Origin of the sequence: Pseudoalteromonas sp. S1609, assembly GCF_005887255.1 — a bacterium.
Taxonomy (GTDB): domain Bacteria; phylum Pseudomonadota; class Gammaproteobacteria; order Enterobacterales; family Alteromonadaceae; genus Pseudoalteromonas.
In genome coordinates, this window is sequence record NZ_PNDJ01000016.1 from 107854 (window position 1) to 127993 (window position 20140).

The 20140-nt window shown below is 39.6% G+C and carries 18 protein-coding genes; 10 read left to right on the plus strand and 8 right to left on the minus strand.

From position 1 onward, the window contains the following. The first annotated feature begins 3 nt into the window (after nt 1-3). The 3 genes from odhB to sucD all read left to right on the plus strand — a co-directional run bounded on the left by odhB (nt 4) and on the right by sucD (nt 3736). Nucleotides 4-1521, plus strand: coding sequence for a 2-oxoglutarate dehydrogenase complex dihydrolipoyllysine-residue succinyltransferase (gene odhB, locus CWB76_RS05690; protein WP_138606101.1), 1518 nt, complete (start codon nt 4-6; stop codon nt 1519-1521). Between the two features lie 176 nt (nt 1522-1697). Next, on the plus strand, nt 1698-2864 hold the full coding sequence (gene sucC / locus CWB76_RS05695) for an ADP-forming succinate--CoA ligase subunit beta (protein ID WP_008464053.1): 1167 nt from the start codon (nt 1698-1700) through the stop codon (nt 2862-2864). Then, complete coding sequence (gene sucD, locus CWB76_RS05700; protein ID WP_010390118.1) at nt 2864-3736, plus strand: succinate--CoA ligase subunit alpha; 873 nt, start codon at nt 2864-2866, stop codon at nt 3734-3736. The genes sucC and sucD overlap by 1 nt, the downstream gene beginning before the upstream one ends. Nucleotides 3737-3825: 89 nt before the next feature. On the opposite strand, the gene CWB76_RS05705 is transcribed toward sucD, so the two are convergent. Next, nucleotides 3826-4896, minus strand: a complete 1071-nt coding sequence (locus CWB76_RS05705; protein ID WP_138606102.1) for a DUF3083 family protein — start codon at nt 4894-4896, stop codon at nt 3826-3828. Nucleotides 4897-5112: 216 nt separating this feature from the next. On the opposite strand from CWB76_RS05705, the gene glnS reads away from it, so the two are divergent. Beyond that, nucleotides 5113-6777, plus strand: coding sequence for a glutamine--tRNA ligase (glnS, locus tag CWB76_RS05710; RefSeq protein ID WP_138606103.1), 1665 nt, complete (start codon nt 5113-5115; stop codon nt 6775-6777). A gap of 65 nt (nt 6778-6842) precedes the next feature. On the opposite strand, the gene fur is transcribed toward glnS, so the two are convergent. The 5 genes from fur to CWB76_RS05735 all read right to left on the minus strand — a co-directional run bounded on the left by fur (nt 6843) and on the right by CWB76_RS05735 (nt 9374). Beyond that, nucleotides 6843-7286: a ferric iron uptake transcriptional regulator gene (fur, locus tag CWB76_RS05715; RefSeq protein WP_010390113.1), complete on the minus strand. Its 444-nt coding sequence runs from the start codon at nt 7284-7286 to the stop codon at nt 6843-6845. Nucleotides 7287-7467: 181 nt separating this feature from the next. Continuing rightward, entirely contained in the window at nt 7468-7995 is a 528-nt protein-coding gene (fldA, locus tag CWB76_RS05720) for a flavodoxin FldA (protein WP_008113772.1), read from the minus strand. Nucleotides 7996-8008: 13 nt separating this feature from the next. Further along, nucleotides 8009-8287, minus strand: a complete 279-nt coding sequence (ybfE, locus tag CWB76_RS05725) for a LexA regulated protein (protein WP_008113775.1) — start codon at nt 8285-8287, stop codon at nt 8009-8011. Between the two features lie 2 nt (nt 8288-8289). Next, a complete protein-coding gene (locus CWB76_RS05730; RefSeq protein ID WP_008113777.1) occupies nt 8290-8511 on the minus strand; it encodes a DUF2788 domain-containing protein in 222 nt (73 codons plus the stop codon). Nucleotides 8512-8606: 95 nt separating this feature from the next. Continuing rightward, complete coding sequence (locus CWB76_RS05735; RefSeq protein WP_138606105.1) at nt 8607-9374, minus strand: alpha/beta fold hydrolase; 768 nt, start codon at nt 9372-9374, stop codon at nt 8607-8609. A gap of 314 nt (nt 9375-9688) precedes the next feature. Here CWB76_RS05735 and seqA point away from each other — a divergent pair, with 314 nt between their 5' ends. The 6 genes from seqA to CWB76_RS05765 all read left to right on the plus strand — a co-directional run bounded on the left by seqA (nt 9689) and on the right by CWB76_RS05765 (nt 17095). Next, nucleotides 9689-10273: a replication initiation negative regulator SeqA gene (gene seqA, locus CWB76_RS05740; protein ID WP_138606107.1), complete on the plus strand. Its 585-nt coding sequence runs from the start codon at nt 9689-9691 to the stop codon at nt 10271-10273. A gap of 9 nt (nt 10274-10282) precedes the next feature. Then, complete coding sequence (gene pgm, locus CWB76_RS05745) at nt 10283-11920, plus strand: phosphoglucomutase (alpha-D-glucose-1,6-bisphosphate-dependent) (protein ID WP_138606109.1); 1638 nt, start codon at nt 10283-10285, stop codon at nt 11918-11920. A gap of 82 nt (nt 11921-12002) precedes the next feature. Then, nucleotides 12003-13055, plus strand: coding sequence for a succinylglutamate desuccinylase (astE, locus tag CWB76_RS05750; RefSeq protein WP_075169178.1), 1053 nt, complete (start codon nt 12003-12005; stop codon nt 13053-13055). Nucleotides 13056-13320: 265 nt separating this feature from the next. Then, nucleotides 13321-14535: a thiamine pyrophosphate-dependent dehydrogenase E1 component subunit alpha gene (locus CWB76_RS05755; protein ID WP_008466734.1), complete on the plus strand. Its 1215-nt coding sequence runs from the start codon at nt 13321-13323 to the stop codon at nt 14533-14535. Further along, a complete protein-coding gene (locus CWB76_RS05760; protein WP_010390106.1) occupies nt 14535-15512 on the plus strand; it encodes an alpha-ketoacid dehydrogenase subunit beta in 978 nt (325 codons plus the stop codon). Before CWB76_RS05755 ends, CWB76_RS05760 begins: the two co-directional genes overlap by 1 nt. 8 nt (nt 15513-15520) lie before the next feature. After that, entirely contained in the window at nt 15521-17095 is a 1575-nt protein-coding gene (locus tag CWB76_RS05765) for a dihydrolipoyllysine-residue acetyltransferase (RefSeq protein ID WP_138606111.1), read from the plus strand. Nucleotides 17096-17195: 100 nt separating this feature from the next. Here the strand turns inward: CWB76_RS05765 and CWB76_RS05770 are convergent, their stop codons facing one another. Continuing rightward, nucleotides 17196-18365: a putative manganese transporter gene (locus tag CWB76_RS05770; protein ID WP_138606113.1), complete on the minus strand. Its 1170-nt coding sequence runs from the start codon at nt 18363-18365 to the stop codon at nt 17196-17198. A gap of 88 nt (nt 18366-18453) precedes the next feature. Continuing rightward, nucleotides 18454-20079 carry a M28 family metallopeptidase gene (locus CWB76_RS05775; protein WP_138606115.1) on the minus strand — a complete coding sequence of 542 codons (1626 nt, stop codon included), beginning with the start codon at nt 20077-20079 and terminating at the stop codon, nt 18454-18456. Nucleotides 20080-20140 lie beyond the last annotated feature (61 nt).

The following is a 20140-nucleotide window of genomic DNA, read 5'->3' on the forward strand; positions in this document are numbered from 1 at the left end:
GCAATGAGCACAGAGATTAAAGTTCCTGTTCTTCCTGAGTCGGTTGCAGATGCTTCCGTTGCTACATGGCATGTAAGTGTTGGCGACAAAGTAAGCCGTGACCAAAACTTAGTAGATATTGAAACAGACAAAGTGGTTTTAGAAGTGGTTGCACAAAACGATGGTGTAATCACTGAAATTTCACAAGAAGAGGGTGCTACGGTACTTGGTGACCAAGTGATCGGTTTAATTGGCGATGCAGATGAAGCACCGGCAACTAAAGAGTCAAAAGAAGATGACTCAGCATCAGATAAATCAGAAGACGCGCCTGCGGCGCAATCAGCACCAGCATCAGAAGGTAAAGAAGTGGATATTAAAGTACCTGTACTTCCAGAATCAGTTGCAGATGCAACAATTGCTACTTGGCATGTTCAACCAGGTGACGCGGTAACACGTGACCAAAACTTGGTAGATATCGAAACAGATAAAGTTGTACTTGAAGTTGTTGCCCAAGAAGACGGCGTTATGGGTGAAATAATCCATGACGAAGGCGATACCGTTCTTGGTGAGCAAGTAATTGGTAAGGTAAAAGCAGGCGCTGCACCAGCTAAATCTGAAGCTAAAGCGAATGCACCAGCAGCCAAAGAAGAAAGCTCAAGCGATAGTTCAGATGTGCTAACGCCATCAGTTCGTCGTTTAATTGCTGAGAAAGGCCTTGATGCTTCAAAAATCAAAGGTTCAGGTAAAAATGGCCGTGTGACTAAAGAAGATGTTGATCAATTCTTAAAAGCACCTGCTCCAGCAGCAAAAGCAGAAGCAGCACCAGCAGCACCAATGGGTGACCGTACTCAAAAACGTGTGCCTATGACACGTTTACGTAAAACCATTGCTAATCGTCTTCTTGAAGCGAAAAACTCAACTGCAATGTTAACCACGTTTAACGAAGTTAATATGAAGCCAATAATGGATCTTCGTAAGCAGTACCAAGAAGTATTTGAAAAGCGTCACGGTATCCGTTTAGGTTTCATGTCTTTCTATGTGAAAGCGGTAACTGAAGCGTTAAAGCGTTTCCCAGATGTAAATGCATCAATTGATGGCGATGATATTGTTTATCACAACTATTTCGACATCAGTATTGCTGTTTCTACGCCACGTGGCTTAGTAACGCCAGTACTTAAAGATTGTGACAAATTATCAGTTGCAGAAATCGAAAAAGGTATTCGTGAACTAGCTCTTAAAGGTCGTGATGGCAAGCTAACACTTGACGACATGACTGGCGGTAATTTCACTATTACTAACGGTGGTGTATTCGGCTCATTACTATCAACACCAATCATTAACTTACCGCAGTCTTCAATCTTAGGTATGCACAAAATCCAAGATCGTCCAATGGCTGTTAATGGTAAAGTTGAAATCTTACCTATGATGTATTTAGCGTTATCTTACGATCATCGCCAAATCGATGGTAAAGAATCAGTTGGTTTCTTAGTAACAATTAAAGAGTTACTTGAAGATCCAACACGTTTACTGCTAGATGTTTAATTAAGTAGTATGAAATATAAGCTGTGAGTTAAAATCACAGCTTTTTTTTTGCGCCTAAGGTCATACTGGGGTTTTCATGTAGCGCCATGAGATCTATACTAGGCACGCAATTTGGGATAGTTGTTTATTTGCATAAATATTCAGCTCTTTTAATATAAAAAATTGGATAAAGCATCATGAATTTGCATGAGTATCAGGCAAAACAACTTTTTGCCGAATATGGTTTACCAGTTTCTCAAGGTTTCGCTTGCGATACACCTGAAGAAGCTGCAGCAGCTGCTGAAAAAATTGGCGGCGATATGTGGGTTGTTAAAACTCAGGTTCACGCAGGTGGACGTGGTAAAGCTGGCGGTGTAAAGCTAGTTAAAACTATCGACGAAGTTAAAGCGTTTGCAGCTAACTGGTTAGGTAAAAACCTAGTTACTTACCAAACAGACGAGAAAGGCCAGCCAGTTGCTAAAATTTTAGTAGAAAGCTGTACAGATATCGCAAACGAACTGTACCTAGGTGCTGTTGTTGACCGTGCTTCTCGTAAAGTTGTGTTCATGGCGTCTACTGAAGGCGGCGTTGAAATTGAAACTGTTGCTGAAGAAACACCAGAACTTATCCACAAAGCTGAGATTGATCCTTTAGTAGGTCCTCAAGCTTACCAAGCTCGTGAGCTTGGTTTTAAATTGGGTCTTAACCCAACACAAATGAAACAGTTCGTTAAGATCTTTATGGGTCTTGGCAACATGTTCAACGATTTCGATTTCGCATTACTTGAAATCAACCCACTAGTAATCACAGATGAAGGTAACCTTCACTGTCTAGACGGTAAAATTGGTATCGATGGTAATGCACTTTACCGTCAACCTAAAATCCGTGAAATGCACGATCCATCTCAAGAAGATGCACGTGAAGCTCACGCAGCAAGCTTCGAGCTTAACTACGTAGCCCTAGATGGTAACGTAGGTTGTATGGTTAACGGTGCAGGCCTAGCAATGGGTACTATGGACATCGTAAACCTACACGGTGGCAAGCCAGCTAACTTCCTAGATGTTGGTGGCGGCGCGACTAAAGAACGTGTTTCTGAAGCATTCAAAATCATCCTTTCAGATGACAACGTTAAAGCTGTTTTAGTTAACATCTTCGGCGGAATCGTTCGTTGTGACATGATTGCAGAAGGCATCATTGGCGCAGTTAAAGAAGTAGGTGTAACAGTTCCAGTAGTTGTACGTTTAGAAGGTACTAATGCTGAATTAGGCCGTGAAGTACTTGCTAAGTCTGATCTTAACATCATCGCTGCTGAATCATTAACAGACGCGGCTGAAAAAGTTGTTGCTGCTGCGGAGGGCAAATAATGTCTGTATTAATCAATAAAGATACAAAAGTTATCTGTCAAGGTTTCACTGGTGGTCAAGGTACTTTCCACTCAGAGCAAGCGCTTGAGTACGGTACACAAATGGTTGGTGGTGTAAGCCCTGGTAAAGGCGGTCAAACGCACCTTGGTCTTCCAGTATTTAACACAGTACGTGACGCTGTAGAAGCAACAGGTGCAACTGCATCTGTGATTTACGTACCAGCACCTTTCTGTAAAGATGCAATCTTAGAAGCTATCGATGCAGGTATCGAGCTGATTGTTTGTATCACTGAAGGTATTCCTACACTTGATATGGTTGACGTTAAAGTTAAACTAGATCAAACAGGTACTCGTATGATTGGTCCAAACTGTCCAGGTGTTATCACTCCTGGTGAGACTAAGATTGGTATCATGCCTGGTCACATCCACAAGCCTGGTAAAGTAGGTATTGTTTCTCGCTCTGGTACTTTAACGTACGAAGCAGTTAAGCAAACTACAGATGCTGGTTTTGGTCAGTCTTCTTGTGTTGGTATTGGTGGTGATCCAATTCCAGGTACTAACTTTATCGACGTTCTAGAATTGTTCGAAAAAGATCCACAAACTGAAGCAATCGTAATGATTGGTGAAATTGGTGGTACTGCAGAAGAAGAAGCTGCAGAGTACATCAAAGCTAACGTTACTAAACCTGTTGTTTCTTACATTGCTGGTGTTACTGCACCAGAAGGTAAGCGTATGGGTCACGCTGGCGCAATCATCGCTGGTGGTAAAGGTACTGCTGATGAGAAATTTGCTGCATTAGAAGCTGCGGGCGTAAAAACTGTACGTTCACTTGCTGATATCGGTAAAGCACTTAAAGAAAAAACAGGCTGGTAATCAGCGTTTATTCTTTAAAAAAGGCTCGCAATTGCGAGCCTTTTTGTTATCTAGAGTTCAGGTACCTAATTAACCACAGTTCAGTTTAATTAATATGGGTAACTTATATGCTGAAAAAAGCGTACTGATAAGTCTTGGCGTTGCTTATTAATTGCTAACTCATCGCATAATCCATGAATAGTTTTTTCTACTTGGTTCATAAAGCGACCATAGCCAATTTCATGTTTATTATGCTCAGCTGCCACAATGACAAAATTCAGTGTTTCGACTAATTTATCGGCTTCAAAGAATACTTTTATTTGTGGTGCTGAATCTTCTATATCAAAACTAATTTTTTGTAGCTCTTCATTCCCTTCATTTCTATCGACTTGGCTGTTGCGTATTATTGGCATTGCGCCATTAGCAACCATTGCAGCGTGGGTGAGTTTATTGTCTTCACATAACTGAGTAAATAGTTTTGAAAAGTGGGTGTAGAACGGCTGATAAGTTTGGCTGTTAACCTCACTTTGAAACTGCGTTTTAATATTACGAGTTATCGGTATCGAAAAAGTGACATAGGTCATTTCTGCGTGTGTGCTTGGTATCTCGCATTGTCTTGATTGATAACGAGGATATAAACTTCTTAATTTATAACCATAACTTTCTTTATTGCCTTTTTCTTTAGCGAATAAATCATAGGTCAAATGCTGATGATCACGTAATTTAAAGCTTGGTTGCTCTACAAATAATTGCTGTTGTAAAAGATCCAATACTTTTTGTACATTATTATGAAATTGGGCGGAGTGAGCGCGAATATCATCACCAGTGGCTAAAAACAGTAAGCGAATCTTTTTGCTTTGCTGATCTTCGGTGTAATGAAGTTTATGTGCTTCATGGTAACGAGGGTTATAGAAAAACAACATTTGCTTATCGGTTTCAAGTTGATAAGACTCATCATGAAATCGCACGACCGGCAGTTTATCATTGGCGAGTAAATGCACATTGTGAAGTTCATATTCATCACAAGCGGCAAATAGTTGGCGAGCAATACGCTGATAACACGCATTAATATTACTAAAGCTCTTATAAAACTCATCGTTTGGCGTGATTTCAGCTAATAAATAATGGTTTGCTCTAGCATTGCTTGGGATATAAACACGGTGTTGATTTAATGAAGCCATCTTTCGTTCCTGTAAGTTGGGTTTATTTTTATACTATAGAATGCTTTGATGACTTAAATATTGCGCTAAAACAAATTTTGTTCATAAACTATCCCTTATTAAACAAACTTTGTTAATTACCAGCATAAACCCGTATCTATTACTGTATGTTACGCTTGGTTTTTGTAATAATGCATTAGTTTTGTTATCACGCAATATACAGAGGTTTATACTCCTATGGCGGAAATCGAGAATCGCCCAAGTAACTTTATTAGAACCCGAATTGATGAAGATTTAGCAAGTGGAAAACATGCCACAACGCATACCCGTTTTCCACCAGAACCAAATGGCTTTTTACATATTGGCCATGCAAAATCAATTTGCCTAAATTTTGGTATCGCCAAAGACTATAACGGTTTATGTAACCTTCGTTTTGACGATACAAACCCAGAAAAAGAAGATATTAACTACGTTAATTCAATTAAAGAAGACGTACAGTGGTTAGGGTTTAATTGGGATGGTGAGATTAAATATTCGTCAAACTATTTTGATGTGCTTTACGGCTATGCAGTAGAGCTAATTGAAAAAGGTTTAGCGTATGTGTGTTTTTTAACAGCCGATCAAGCGCGTGAATATCGCGGCACATTAAAAGAGCCAGGTAAGAATAGCCCTTATCGCGATACTTCGATTGAAGAAAACCTCGCATTATTTGAAAAGATGCGCAATGGTGAATTCAAAGAGGGCGAATGTGTACTGCGCGCAAAAATTGATATGGCAAGCTCATTTATGGTGCTACGCGATCCAATTATTTACCGCGTTCGCTTTGCTCATCATCACCAAACTGCTGATAAATGGTGCATTTACCCAATGTACGACTTCACGCATTGTATTTCTGATGCGCTAGAAGGTATAACACATTCATTATGTACCTTAGAATTCCAAGATAACCGTCGTCTTTACGACTGGGTTCTTGATAATATCAGCCTTGAATGCCATCCACAGCAAATTGAATTTTCACGGTTAAACCTTGAATACACAATTATGTCAAAGCGTAAGCTTAATGACTTAGTGGTAAATAACAAGGTAGAAGGGTGGGATGACCCGCGTATGCCAACGATTGCGGGTCTTCGTCGTCGAGGTTATACACCGGCTTCAATTCGTGAGTTTTGTTTACGTATTGGTATTACTAAACAAGAAAATATGGTTGAAATGGGTATGCTTGAAGCGTGTATCCGTGATGATTTAAACGAAAATGCACCGCGTGCGATGGCTGTACTTGATCCGGTTAAAATCGTGATTGAGAATTATCAAGCCGACACTGTTGAAACATTGTCAGTTGCTAATCACCCAAATAAAGAAGAAATGGGTCGTCGTGATGTGCCTTTTACCCGTGAAATTTTTATTGAACGTGAAGATTTCCGCGAAGAAGCAAACAATAAATTTAAACGTTTAGTACTTGATAAAGAAGTACGTTTACGTGGCGCTTATGTAATTAAAGCCGAGCGTGTTGAAAAAGACGATAACGGTGAAATTACCACTATTTACTGTACTTACGATCCTGAAACATTGGGTAAAAACCCAAGCGATGGGCGTAAAGTAAAAGGGGTGATTCATTGGGTATCTGCACCAGAGTCGGTAACAGCAGAAGTGCGTTTATATGACCGTCTGTTTAGTGTGCCTAACCCTGCAGCAGCAGAAGATTTTGAAAGCACATTAAACCCAGAGTCATTAGTTGTTATTAATAATGCAAAACTAGAACCTTCATTGGCAAATTCACAGCCTGCGCAAGGTTTTCAGTTTGAGCGTACTGGTTATTTCTCACGTGATACTAAATCAGAGAATGTGGTATTTAACCAAACTGTGGGTCTGCGCGACTCATGGGCTAAAATAGATCAGAAGTAATCCTGTTCTATTTTAGACACAAAAAAACCTGCTTTTAGCAGGTTTTTTTATGCAATTAATAAAAATTAACTGTTGTTTTGTGCAAACGCCTTACATGCGTCTTTATCTTCACACTCACCGTATAGGTAAAGAGAGTGGTTAGTTAGCTTAATACCGTTTTCTTCAGCAATCTCGAGTTGACGACGTTCAATTAAGTCATCTTCAAACTCAACAACCTTGCCACACTTTAAACACACTAAATGGTCATGGTGAGTACTGCCAGAAAGTTCAAATACAGACTTGCCACCTTCAAAATGATGACGGCTAACAATACCCGCATCATCAAATTGATTTAAAACACGGTAAACAGTCGCAAGACCAATTTCTTCGCCTAGATCTAATAAAACCTTGTAAACATCTTCAGCGCTTATGTGTTGGTTATCTGGAGATTGAAGAATCTCTAAAATTTTAATACGCGGTAAAGTTACCTTTAGCCCGGCTTTTTTAAGTTCCAAGTTATGATCAGTCATTAAATCTGTCTCAATTTTATTTAGTTATACTAGACATCTTGCAAGATGTACTCGTCACAATAACAGTTAGGATAACGTGCCTTTGCAGGAAGTGCAAAGAACAATTGATCTATATCAATATTAACGCGGAAAATGCTAACTGTTTGATAATATTTTAAACAGTTAGCATAAAAAGGGAGGGTTAATCTGCTAACTCACTTAAGCACATTTCATCATATACCTGAGCACACCATTGTTTAACGCGTTGCTCGGTTAGTTCCGGCTGGCGGTCTTCATCAATACCTAAGCCTACGAAATGCTTGTCATCCGCCATACCTTTTGATGCTTCAAAATCATAGCTGTCTGTTGGCCAATGACCAACAACAATAGCACCACGCTCTGTTACGATATCGTTGATCATACCCATTGCATCTAAGAAGTATTCTGCATAGTCTTCTTGGTCGCCACAGCCAAAAATAGCCACTAGCTTACCTTCAAAGCTTACTTCTTCAAGCTCAGGAAAAAAGTCATCCCAATCACACTGCGCTTCGCCATAGTACCAAGTTGGAATGCCGAATAAGATCAGATCAAATTCAGCTATCTCTTCTTTAGAGCTTTTTGCAATGTCATGCACAGCAACGAGCTTTTTACCCAATTCTTTTTGGATCATTTTTGCTACGTGTTCTGTGTTACCTGTATCACTTCCGAAAAAAATGCCTACACTTGCCATGGATTTAAACCTTTTATCTATCAATAGCCAATCTTTCTTGTAAAATTGTTTCGATCAACGCACTACGGCTAATATTTTGTGCATCTGCCATATCACTCAAAGCCTGATACAGCTGTGACGAAACTTTAAATTCAACACGCTTTAAGCCACGTGCTTTATCTCTTTTTATTTGATTACGTTTATTGACCTTTAACTGCATATCCCGTGGAAGGGGATTGGTTTTGGGCCTACCTGGACGTTTCTCGTATTCAAATAAATCAAGCGTTGTTCTATCTGTTTCTGACTTGGCCATGCTTAACCTACACCCGCACCTTGCCAAAATACCTGAATAAGTCCTTTGGCAATAAAGCCAGAGCAACCTAAAAAAAGTACCAGCCACACAATATAACGACCAAATTTAGGCACATTGCCGCTTTTCAGTACGTCTTTAATTGCCAAGCCGATAAAAATAAAAATACCTGCTAAGCCAAAATACAACCCTAAGGTATCAAATTCGTTAATAAACTGACTGACCATCGACGTATAACCTTTAAATTAAACGGCGCGTACTATAGCACATAAATCTTTAATTATTTAGTGTGATAAATCAAAAACACGCCACAAAAATAACATTAAACTGCAGTTAAAAAATCATTGATTGCTTTGTTTACAGCCTGTGGTTTTTGGGCATGCAACCAATGACCCGCACCATGGATGATTTTTGCACTTACATTTTTAAACAGCGAATTAATTGCTTCACGGTGCTCAGCTAATATGTAGTCAGAGTCATTACCTTTAATAAACAGAGTTTCGCATAAACAAGAATTATTTGCATTAATGTTGTCGGTAATTGTTGAATATTTATTATCAAGTACTGATAAATTGAATCGCCAAACAAGTTTCCCTGCATCATTTTTATATAAACTCTTTAGTAAAAATTGACGTACACCTAACTCTTCTATATACGGTTGCATTACTAAATCAGCTTGCTTTCTATCATTAATATCGGCATTTTTCACTGCATTTAATGCCTCAATGATTTGGATATGACGAGCCGGGTAGCTAACTGGGGCGATATCAAGTACCACTAATTTATTGACCAATTCGCTATGGGTTAATGCAACTTGCATTGCCACTTTACCGCCCATGGAATGCCCTACAAGGTGGGCTTTTTGTATTTTCAATTTCGCCATTAATTCCACAATGTCATTGGCCATGGCTAGATAATCCATTTCATCACTGTGTGGGGAAAGGCCGTGGTTACGTAAATCGACATTGGTTACGCAAAAGTGTTCACTTAATGGTTTTGCAATCACATTAAGGTTTTCTAATGAGCCAAACAGTCCATGGATCAAAACAACATCAGGACCTTGACCAATTTGTTTGTAATTTAATTGCATAAACGTCTCCCATAATTTTGCGCATAGTTTGCCGAGCATTAACTAAAAAAGCAAAAAATACAGATATTATTTAAACGCTGGATGCAAAATACCTAGCTCTCTGATTATTTGGTCATTATTAATTATAGTTATGTTAAGGCAGTGAGGGTTTAAAAGCGATTTATACTCGTCATAGCTTTTAATAATAGAACGACTATTATTTGCAATATTGTCTTGCCTAATATCGCTTTTAATTCCAACGACGCTCGCATCTTGAGGTGATTTGGGTATAATCATATCGAAAGAAAAATGTGACCCGTAATGACAGGAAGAACATGAAACAAATCGACATAGACGACGAGTTATATCAGTACATTGCTAGCAATACCCAGAGTATTGGTGAAAGTGCATCGACTATTTTACGTCGTTTATTAAATCTCAGCGGCGAAAAAATTCACACTACAAAATCAGACACTGATCATAAAAATGAAATCGTTAGTGTGTCTAATCCATCTGAAGAACAACAAGTTGCTGCCGTTGAACAGCCAGCCTCTGTGGCGAAACCGCCGGTAAATAAAAAGAATGCGAACGTATTTAATATTTTAAATAAAGAAGAGCTGGCAATGCAAAAAGGTGTTGTTGGTCGTTTCTTATTTATATTAAGTGCATTTTACCGAACGCACAAAACTGACTTTTCAGCAGTGCTTGATATCAAAGGCCGCGATCGTGTTTATTTTGCGACCAGTAAAGAAGACTTAGTGAATAGCGGTAGTAGTATGAACCCTAAAAACATCACCGATAGTGAATATTGGGTGATGACTAATTCAAATACTACACGTAAAAAAATGATGCTGCATGAAGTTGCACTTAGCTTGGGCTATAGCAATGAGCAAGCTGAAAAAATTCGTGATTATCTTTAAGGAAATACCATGGCAATTCATTCCGGCGCAGGGAAAACTGCACCACAATCGGTTTTAGTGAATGTACCAAAGTTAGTGTCTGCGTATTATTTAAATGAGCCTGATCTAGAGCAAAACCCTGAGCATTGTGTTGCCTTTGGCACCTCAGGGCATCGTGGTTGTGCATATGATGTGAAATTTAATGAATCCCACATATTATCAATCACCCAAGCTATTTGTGACTACAGAAAGCAAAACGATATATTTGGCCCATTATTTTTGGGTAAAGACACCCACGCATTAAGCGAAGCCGCCTTTAACTCAGCGATAGAAGTGCTGGTTGCTAACGAAGTGCAAGTGATCACCCAAGAAAATGGCGACTTCACACCAACGCCGGTAATTAGCCACGCTATTGTTAGTTATAATAAAAATCACCCAAATGAATTAGCCGATGGTATTGTTGTTACTCCGTCTCATAATCCTCCTGAAGATGGCGGGTTCAAATATAACCCACCTAATGGCGGCCCTGCAGATACAGATGTAACAAAATGGATTGAAGATAGAGCCAATCAGCTTTTAATGGAAGACTTAGTTGAAGTAGAACTGTTTCCATTTGCTAAAGCGTCGCGTTCTGGTTTTATCCGCTATGAAGATTTAATGACACCGTACATTAATGATCTTGAAAACATTGTTAACTTAAAAGCGATTAGTGATGCTGGTATTAAAGTAGGTATTGATCCATTAGGTGGTTCAGGCATCAACTTTTGGCCAGTGATTGCGAAAAAATACAATCTAGATTTAACCGTTGTAAATGACAGTGTTGATCCGCGTTTTGCATTTATGCCACTTGATAAAGATGGCAAAATTCGTATGGATTGCTCATCACCTTATTCAATGGCGAATTTAATTGCCCTTAAAGATGATTTTGATCTATCGATAGGCAATGACCCAGATTATGACCGTCATGGCATAGTAACACCTGATGGATTAATGAATCCAAATCACTTTTTAGCAGTAGCCATTGATTACTTACTAACGCATCGTGACTGGGATGCCAGCGTTGAAATTGGTAAAACCCTCGTTTCTAGCTCAATGATTGATAAAGTCACTGAGCGTAATAAGCGTAAAGTAAAAGAAGTACCTGTTGGTTTTAAATGGTTTGTTGAGGGGTTAAATAAAGGCAAGTTGGCTTTTGGTGGTGAAGAAAGCGCTGGGGCAGCCTTCTTACGTTTTGATGGCAGCGTATGGTGTACAGACAAAGATGGCTTTATCATGGGGCTACTTGCTGCTGAAATTCTTGCAGTTACAGGTAAAACACCGTCTACGTTATATAAAGAACTAGAGCAAGAATTTGGTGCACCAATTTATAAACGTTTAGATGCGCCAGCGACGCCTGAGCAAAAATCACGTTTAAAAGCGCTCAGTGCTGACGATGTTAAAGCCGATACCTTAGCCGGTGAGCCAATTATGCAAAAGCTTACTCATGCGCCAGGTAATAATGCAGCAATTGGTGGATTAAAAGTAGTAACTGAAAGTGGCTGGTTTGCAGCGCGTCCGTCAGGTACTGAAGATATATATAAAATATATCTAGAATCATTTAAAGGCGAAGAGCATTTAGCCTTATTAGAAAAAGAAGCTAAAAAACTGGTTGATTCAGTAATTAGCTAATCTGCAATTAAAATTAAAAACGGCTGATTTATTCAGCCGTTTTTGTATCTACAATTTATAAAACAAAAAGGGCTTTATAGTGATGTCAGCCACTTCAGAATATATTAATCAATTAAAACATGATGGTGATTTTTTAACGCTTTCTCGAAACCATGAATGGCATTTGGATGCAGGCCAATTTACTCTTAATAATAATACGCAAGTAACCGTGCATGATACCGGTGTAATTGAATTTGAGCCTGATTGTATAACGTCAAAGAATGTGGTGCTTTCAAGTGCAATTCATGGCAATGAGACAGCCCCTATAGAAATTTGCGATGAACTGATTAAACACATTATTAGTGGAAAACTTGAATTACAACAACGGGTTTTATTTATTTTTGGTAACCCTCAGTCAATTAATATTGGTAAACGCTTTGTAGAAGAGAACTTAAATCGCTTATTTAATGGGCACCACACTGTTGATGGCATCGCGATGAACGACGAACGTATTCGTGCTGCAAAACTTGAACAGTACGTTAGCGATTTTTATGCACGCTCAGAGCAGGACACGTATCGCTGTCATTATGATTTACATACCGCTATTCGTGGTTCTAAAAATGAGAAGTTTGCTGTTTACCCATTTTTACATGGCAAGCCTTGGAAAAAGTCGCAACTGCAGTTTTTATTGAGTTGCGGAGTTAATACGGTATTAATGATGAAATCACCCGCTACCACGTTTAGCTACTATTCATCGTTTGTGCATGGGGCTGATTCGTTTACCGTTGAGCTTGGGCAAGTAAAACCCTTTGGTGAAAACGACATGTCGCGCTTTGCAAAAACCAAGCAAACATTAACTGCATTAATTAGTCAAAAAGAAGTGGAATACCCTAAATTTAATGCAAGTGACTTTGAGTTGTTTTCTGTTCATCGCACAATTAACCGCACAGAGCAAAACTTTAGCTTCCCGTTTTCTGATGATGCCGAGAACTTTACAGGCTTTGCAAAGGGTGAGCTTTTAGCAACTGATGGTGATAATGCAATTTATGCGGACGTAGAAGGGGAAGCGATTATTTTTCCTAACGCACAAGTTGCTATTGGACAACGTGCACTATTAACGGTTGTGCCTATGCAGGTGGATAGTCGTTTTAGCTAATTCAACACATCAGACCACTTGTTATGAAAGTTTAACCAACTGATTAATAAGTGGTTAATTATATGTATAGTTAACTTGCCAGTTTTTTGCTCAATATTTACTTTTGTTTGGTCACAGTTTTGTTGAATAACACTTTACGTTAACGTAAAGTGTTGGCAGCTTTAATTAAATACAGTGCAGATGTTGCAAAGTTTATTCAGCAACAATCACCCATAATAATAATTTAAAGGGGCACTGTGATACCGACAACAAGAGAAGGTAGGTTATGAGTAATCCCAATAACGTATCGCTGAATATTAACCATGAGCTTGAGTTTATCGACGGTCACGCGCTTAATATTCCAACCCTTAGTATTTTAACTGAGGACGGCGACATTCATCCTAGTGCTCCTGCACCTGACATTTCTAAACAAACCGCTATTAAATTATACGAAACCATGCGTTTTATTCGTTTATTGGATGAACGTATGCAGGGTGCTCAACGCCAAGGCCGTGTTAGCTTTTACATGCAGTGTTTAGGTGAAGAAGCGGCGGTAACAGCCTCTGCGGCAGCCCTTGATCAAGATGATATGATTATGGCGCAATACCGTGAGCAAGCGGCGTTGCACTACCGTGGTTTTACGCTTGACCAATTTATGAATCAGATGTTTTCTAACGAACTAGATCTTGGTAAAGGCCGTCAAATGCCGATCCATTACGGTTCTAAAGCACTTAACTACATGACAATTTCATCGCCATTAGGAACTCAAATCCCACAGGCCACCGGTTATGCATACGGTCAAAAAGTAAAACATATCGATGCTAAAACAGGTGAACTAGCAAGCACTATTGATAACGTCACCATTTGTTACTTTGGTGAAGGTGCCGCTTCAGAAGGTGATTTCCACGCAGGTCTTAACATGGCTGCAGTGCACAAGGCACCGGTTATTTTTTTTGCACGTAACAATGGTTATGCTATTTCTACCCCAGCTGATGAACAATTTAAAGGTGATGGTATTGCATCGCGTGGCGTAGGGTATGGTATTAAAACCATACGTGTTGATGGCAGCGATGCACTCGCTGTTTATGCAGCAACTAAAAAAGCCCGAGAAATTGCAGCAACCCAAGGTGAACCTGTACTTATTGAATCGATAGCTTATCGTTTAGGCGCGCACTCAACGTCAGATGATCCTAGTGGCTACCGTTCAAAAGATGAAGAAGCAAACTATAAAGCGTGCCCAATAGAGCGCTTTAGAAAATGGCTAGTAAAACAAAACTGGTTAGATGACGCAGAAGATATAAAAGCGAAAGAAACAATTCGTGATGATATTTTGGCGGCACTTAAACGCGCTGAAGTAATTGATAAACCAGCCTTAGAAGAGCTGATTTCTGATGTGTACGATACGCCAATTCCATCTTTACAACGCCAATATGATGAGCTTAAAACACATATAAAAGCCCATCCTGATGCCTATCCAACAACAGCAGGGAGAATTAAGTAATGGCTAAAATGAACATGCTACATGCAATTAATTCTGCTTTAGATATCACTATGAATGAGCACCCTCAAGCGTGTATTTTTGGTGAAGACGTGGGTTATTTTGGCGGTGTTTTTAGAGCAACATCAGGCTTACAAGAAAAATACGGTAAGCACCGAGTATTCAACACGCCGCTTACAGAGCAAGGCATTTTAGGTTTTGCTAACGGATTGGCCGCATTTGGTGCACCAGCGCTTGCTGAGATTCAATTTGCTGATTACATCTTTCCTGCGTTTGATCAAATTGTGAATGAATCTGCTAAGTTTCGTTACCGTAGCGGTAATGAATTTAACGTGGGTAATCTAACAATACGAACACCATACGGCGGCGGTATTGCTGGTGGTTTGTATCACTCGCAATCACCAGAAGCATATTTTGCTCATACGCCAGGGTTAAAAATTGTCGTGCCGCGTAATCCTTATCAAGCTAAAGGCTTACTTCGCGCATGTATTAAAGACGATAACCCAGTGCTATTTTTTGAGCCAAAACGCTTATATCGTGCATCTACGGGTGAAGTGCCAGAAGAAGATTACAGCATTGAACTAGGCAAAGCCGAAGTGGTTCAAGAGGGCACTGACGTTACTTTATTGGCGTGGGGGGCACAAATGGAAATTGTAGAAGCAGCTGCTAAACAAGCCAGCGAACAAGGTATAAGCTGTGAGGTAATTGACCTTCGCAGTATTCTACCATGGGATGTTGAAACGATTGCTAAGTCAGTGACAAAAACAGGCCGTCTTATTGTTAGTCATGAAGCACCTATTACCAATGGTTTTGGCGCTGAAATTGCGGCAACTATCGCTCAAGAGTGTTTCTTACATTTAGAGTCGCCTATTTTACGTGTCTGTGGTTTAGATACACCATATCCGCTGGCGCTTGAAAAAGAATATGTTCCAGATGCATTGAAAGTAATGGCCGCAATTAAACAATCAGTGAACTTTTAGGGGTTTCCATGGCTAAAGATTTTATATTACCTGACATTGGTGAAGGCATTGTTGAATGCGAAGTAGTCGAATGGCTGGTGCAAGAAGGTGATACAGTAAAAGAAGATCAGCCTATTTGTGATGTGATGACAGATAAAGCCTTAGTGCAAATTCCTGCGGTACATGATGGGGTGATCACTAAGCTACATTGCAAAAAAGGCGATATTGCTAAAGTACATGCGCCGTTATTTGCAATGGATGTTGCCGGGGAAGCACCCAGCGAAAAGACTGAAACATCATCTGCACCAACATCTACTCGTGAACACTTAGAAGATTTTATCTTACCCGATATTGGTGAAGGTATTGTTGAGTGTGAAATTGTAGAGTGGTTAGTAGCAGAAGGCGATGAGATTGAAGAAGACCAAGCTGTTTGTGATGTAATGACTGATAAAGCGTTGGTACAGATACCGGCTAAATATACCGGTACTGTACAAAAGCTATATTATCAAAAAGGTGAAATTGCCAAAGTACATAGCCCGTTGTTTCAAATGACCATAGCAAGTCAAGCCGCAAAAGAAGATGTTGATGTTAATCAAGCGGTCGTAAAAGCACAAAGCAATGCAACTACCGATTCACCGGCTAAACAAATACAACCACAAACTGCGATTGTTAACGAAAAAGCAGTTGCCTCACCTGCGGTTAGACGTAAAGCGCGAGAGCTTGATGTTGATTTAACTTGCGTACCAGGCAGTGGTAAAAATGGTCGTATTTATAAACAAGATATTGAAGCGTTTATAAAAAATGAAGTGCCTTCTGGTATGGATATTTCTGAGCTTAATAAACCACAAGCTTCTGAGAGTAAAAAAATCAGCAGCACTGAACATGTAACGAGCACAGGTGGAACGCGAACAGAAGCGATTAAAGGTATTAAAGCGGCCATGGCTAAACAAATGGTAGCGTCGGTTTCTACTATTCCACATTTTACCTACAGTGATGAAATTGACTTAACTGATTTAATTGCACTTAGAACTGATCTGAAAGAGCAATATAAAGCTCAGGGCGTTAAGTTAACTATGATGCCGTTTTTTATTAAGGCGTTATCGTTGGCAATGAGTCAATTTCCAGTACTTAACTCAAAAGTAAATGATGATTGTAGCGAAATTACTTACTATGACGATCATAATATTGGGGTTGCGGTAGATTCTAAAGTGGGCTTATTAGTGCCTAATATTAAAGCTTGTCAAACTAAAAGCATTGTAGAGGTTGCTAACAGTTTAACTCAGCTTACTGATTCTGCTCGCGAAGGGCGAGTTGCACCTGATGATTTAAAAGGTGGCACTATTAGCATTTCTAACATTGGTGCAATTGGCGGCACTATTGCAACGCCAATCATAAATAAGCCAGAAGTCGCGATTGTTGCACTTGGTAAATTACAGCACCATCCACGCTTTGATCAGCAAGGGCAGGTGGTTTCACGTGCAATTATGCAAGTAAGCTGGTCAGGTGATCACCGTGTAATTGATGGCGGCACGATAGCGCGCTTTAATAATTTATGGAAAGAATACTTAGAGCAGCCAGCTAAAATGATGATGGCAATGCGCTAATCTTTTTCATTAAATTATTAATATAAATAAATAAAACCAGCTAATTAGCTGGTTTTTTATATCTTGAAAAGTAAATTAATTCAATAAAAGGTAGTTCAATTTAGCTGAAAAAATACAGTCCATAACCCACTAATAACGCCGGAACTGCGGTATATAGTGTGGCAATAATGGCCGCTCTGGGTGCCATAGCAATGGCAGGGAAAAGCGCATCGCCATCGTTGGAAATAGCGTTCGCTGCTAAAGCACTAAACGGTATCACACCTTGAATATATAACGTGGTGACAATGATTTGCGGCCCACAACCGGGTAAAAAACCAATTAATAACGCAATTAAAGGTGCTAAATAGGCATAATTTAAAAACCATGTTTTTAAATCAAGACCAAACACGCTCACCAGTAGTTCAAACAATATAAAGGAGGCAACCACCCACGCGGTTACAAAATGAGTATCTTGCAGTACTTTTGTTATTTTTGAAGGCGGACTGCATACATCATCTTCTGAGGTCACTTCCTTGTAGCTTTCACCTTTTGATGATAGCGCCCACATAAACACCACAAACAATGCCATTAATGCGCCAAAAAAACTGACCGCATTTACTGCATGATTGCCAAATTGGCTTAAATCAATATTAAACGCCAGTACAAAAGCAATCACCAATCCAGGAATAATAGCAATTAACCAAATAGGCTTGCTCAACTTTATTATTTTGGTTGGCAATACAGTCATTGGCTGTGTTTGCTTTTGATTGGTAGGGCATAAATAACCTGTTTTATGCAGTTTATTAACCAGTAAGCCTGTTAGCGTTCCAACGACTAAGCCTATTGCCATTATTGTTAAGCCGTCAGTAGGGCGGGTAGCTAATAATAAAAATGCGGCATCACCCATTGTAGCCGTTAATACCGCAACAATAGCCCCAAAGCTGGCTTGTCCCTTAGTAAATTGGGTAACCACAATGATTGCACCACCACAGCCTGGCAGCATTCCTAAAAATGCAGCAAAGCTGACCTCTAACACAGGAGACTTAGCATTTAGATAACGAAGTTCTAGTTGGGGTAAATGATCAATCGCGTAGTAGTAAATAAATAGGGTCGCAGCAACAAACACACTGACTTGAAAAAAAGCATCACTGAGTGCAGTGATTGTTATAGTGCGTAAGCTGGGCAGGGCTAAACAGACTAAAATTAACAGGGGTAAAATTAGGCGTTTATTTTGATGAAAAACACGTTTTGCAGCTGGCGAAATAACTCCTAAATGTTCTGTTAAAAACATACAGTACGACCTAATTAAAAAACTAGATCGCACTGTACTATTTTATTAAATGATAATCAATATCATTTGAGTGGTTGCTTGAAAACGCTTATTTACGTTGAAACTCTGAGTTTTCATTCCAAGTAGGCCATTGAGTTTGCTGTGAAATATCAAAACCTACTTTATAAAATAGTTGTAAATCTTGAACCGCACCTGATAAATCCCACTCATCACGATATCTATCACAAGGCTGGTGGTAACAACCGCGCAATACTAAACTCATACGCTTGCGATAATTAGCCGTTTCTTCGTCAAATGCTTCTGAACCACCACCGGCATACATAGCAGGTACGCCCATATTGGCAAAGGCAAAGTGATCTGAGCGGTAGTAACCACCTGAAGATGGCTTAGGATCGCCTGATACTGTTCTGCCTTGCTCTTTAGCAGCCGTTGCTAGTATTTCATCCATTTGCGATTTACCAATACCCACCACACTAATATCTTTTACTTTTCCTAATAGGTTTAAGCTATCCATATTAATATTAGCAACGGTTTTATTTGCCGGAATAACTGGGTTAGCGGCGTAATATTTTGAGCCAAGCAAACCTTGTTCTTCAGCGGTTACCGCTAAAAAGGTCATTGAGCGGTCAGGGCGTTTACCTAGTTTAGTAAAGGCTTCAGCCACTTCGATCATACCGGCTGTACCTGTCGCATTATCGTGGGCACCATTATAAATTTGATCGCCTTTACGATTTTTATCCGTTCCTAAATGATCCCAATGCGCAGAGTAAATAATATGCTCATCTGGCGTTTTACCACCAGGAAGAGTGGCAATAAAGTTATAAGATACCGATTTTTTGATGGTATTTTTTACATTCACAGTGGCAGCTAAATCGCCCATATCTACATGGTAAGCGCCTTTAGCTGCTTCTGCTTTAGCAGTATCAAAATCAAGACCTGCTTTAGTAAATAGCTCTTTTGCTACATCAACAGTAACCCAACCTTCAACAGCAACACGATCCATGTTGTTATTATCTTTTACAAAACCAAACTGCTCGCCACTCCACGAGTTCTCAACCACTGACCAAGGGTAAGAAGCAGGAGCCGTTTCATGAATGATAATAGCGCCCGCTGCACCTTGACGGCTTGCTTCTTCGTATTTATAAGTCCAGCGCCCGTAATAGGTCATGGCATCACCGGTAAATAAGTTTGGATCTTTAGTTGCAAAACCAGGATCATTTACCAGCATCACGACGGTTTTACCCTTAACATCTAGGCCTTCGTAATCATTCCAATTATATTCAGGTGCGTTAACACCGTAGCCGACAAATACCAGCTCTGAATTTTCAATCCCTTCTTGCGCACTTATACGGCTACTACCCATTACCATGTCTTTTTTGTATTGGTAGTCTTTACCGCCAATATTAAGCACCATGTCAGAGTCTGCTTCTAATGATACAAGCGGGACTTCTTGGAAAAAACTATCACCGTTACCCGGTTCAAAGCCCAATGCAGTAAATTCTTTTGTTAAGTAGTTAAGCGTAAGCTTTTCACCTTCAGATGAAGGAGCACGACCACCAAATTCATCAGAAGCTAACACTTTTACATGCTTAGCAATTTCATCGGCTTGAATGCTGTTATAGCCTTTCGCGACATCGTCAGAAGTGATACTTGTTGTTGCACAACCCGCTAGAATCGCGGTTGTGATTAAGGTCAAAGAAAAATAACGTTTCATATTGGCTCTTTTTTTGTTCTAAGTGGCCCTAGTATATGAACTTCTGTTAATTAGAACCAGT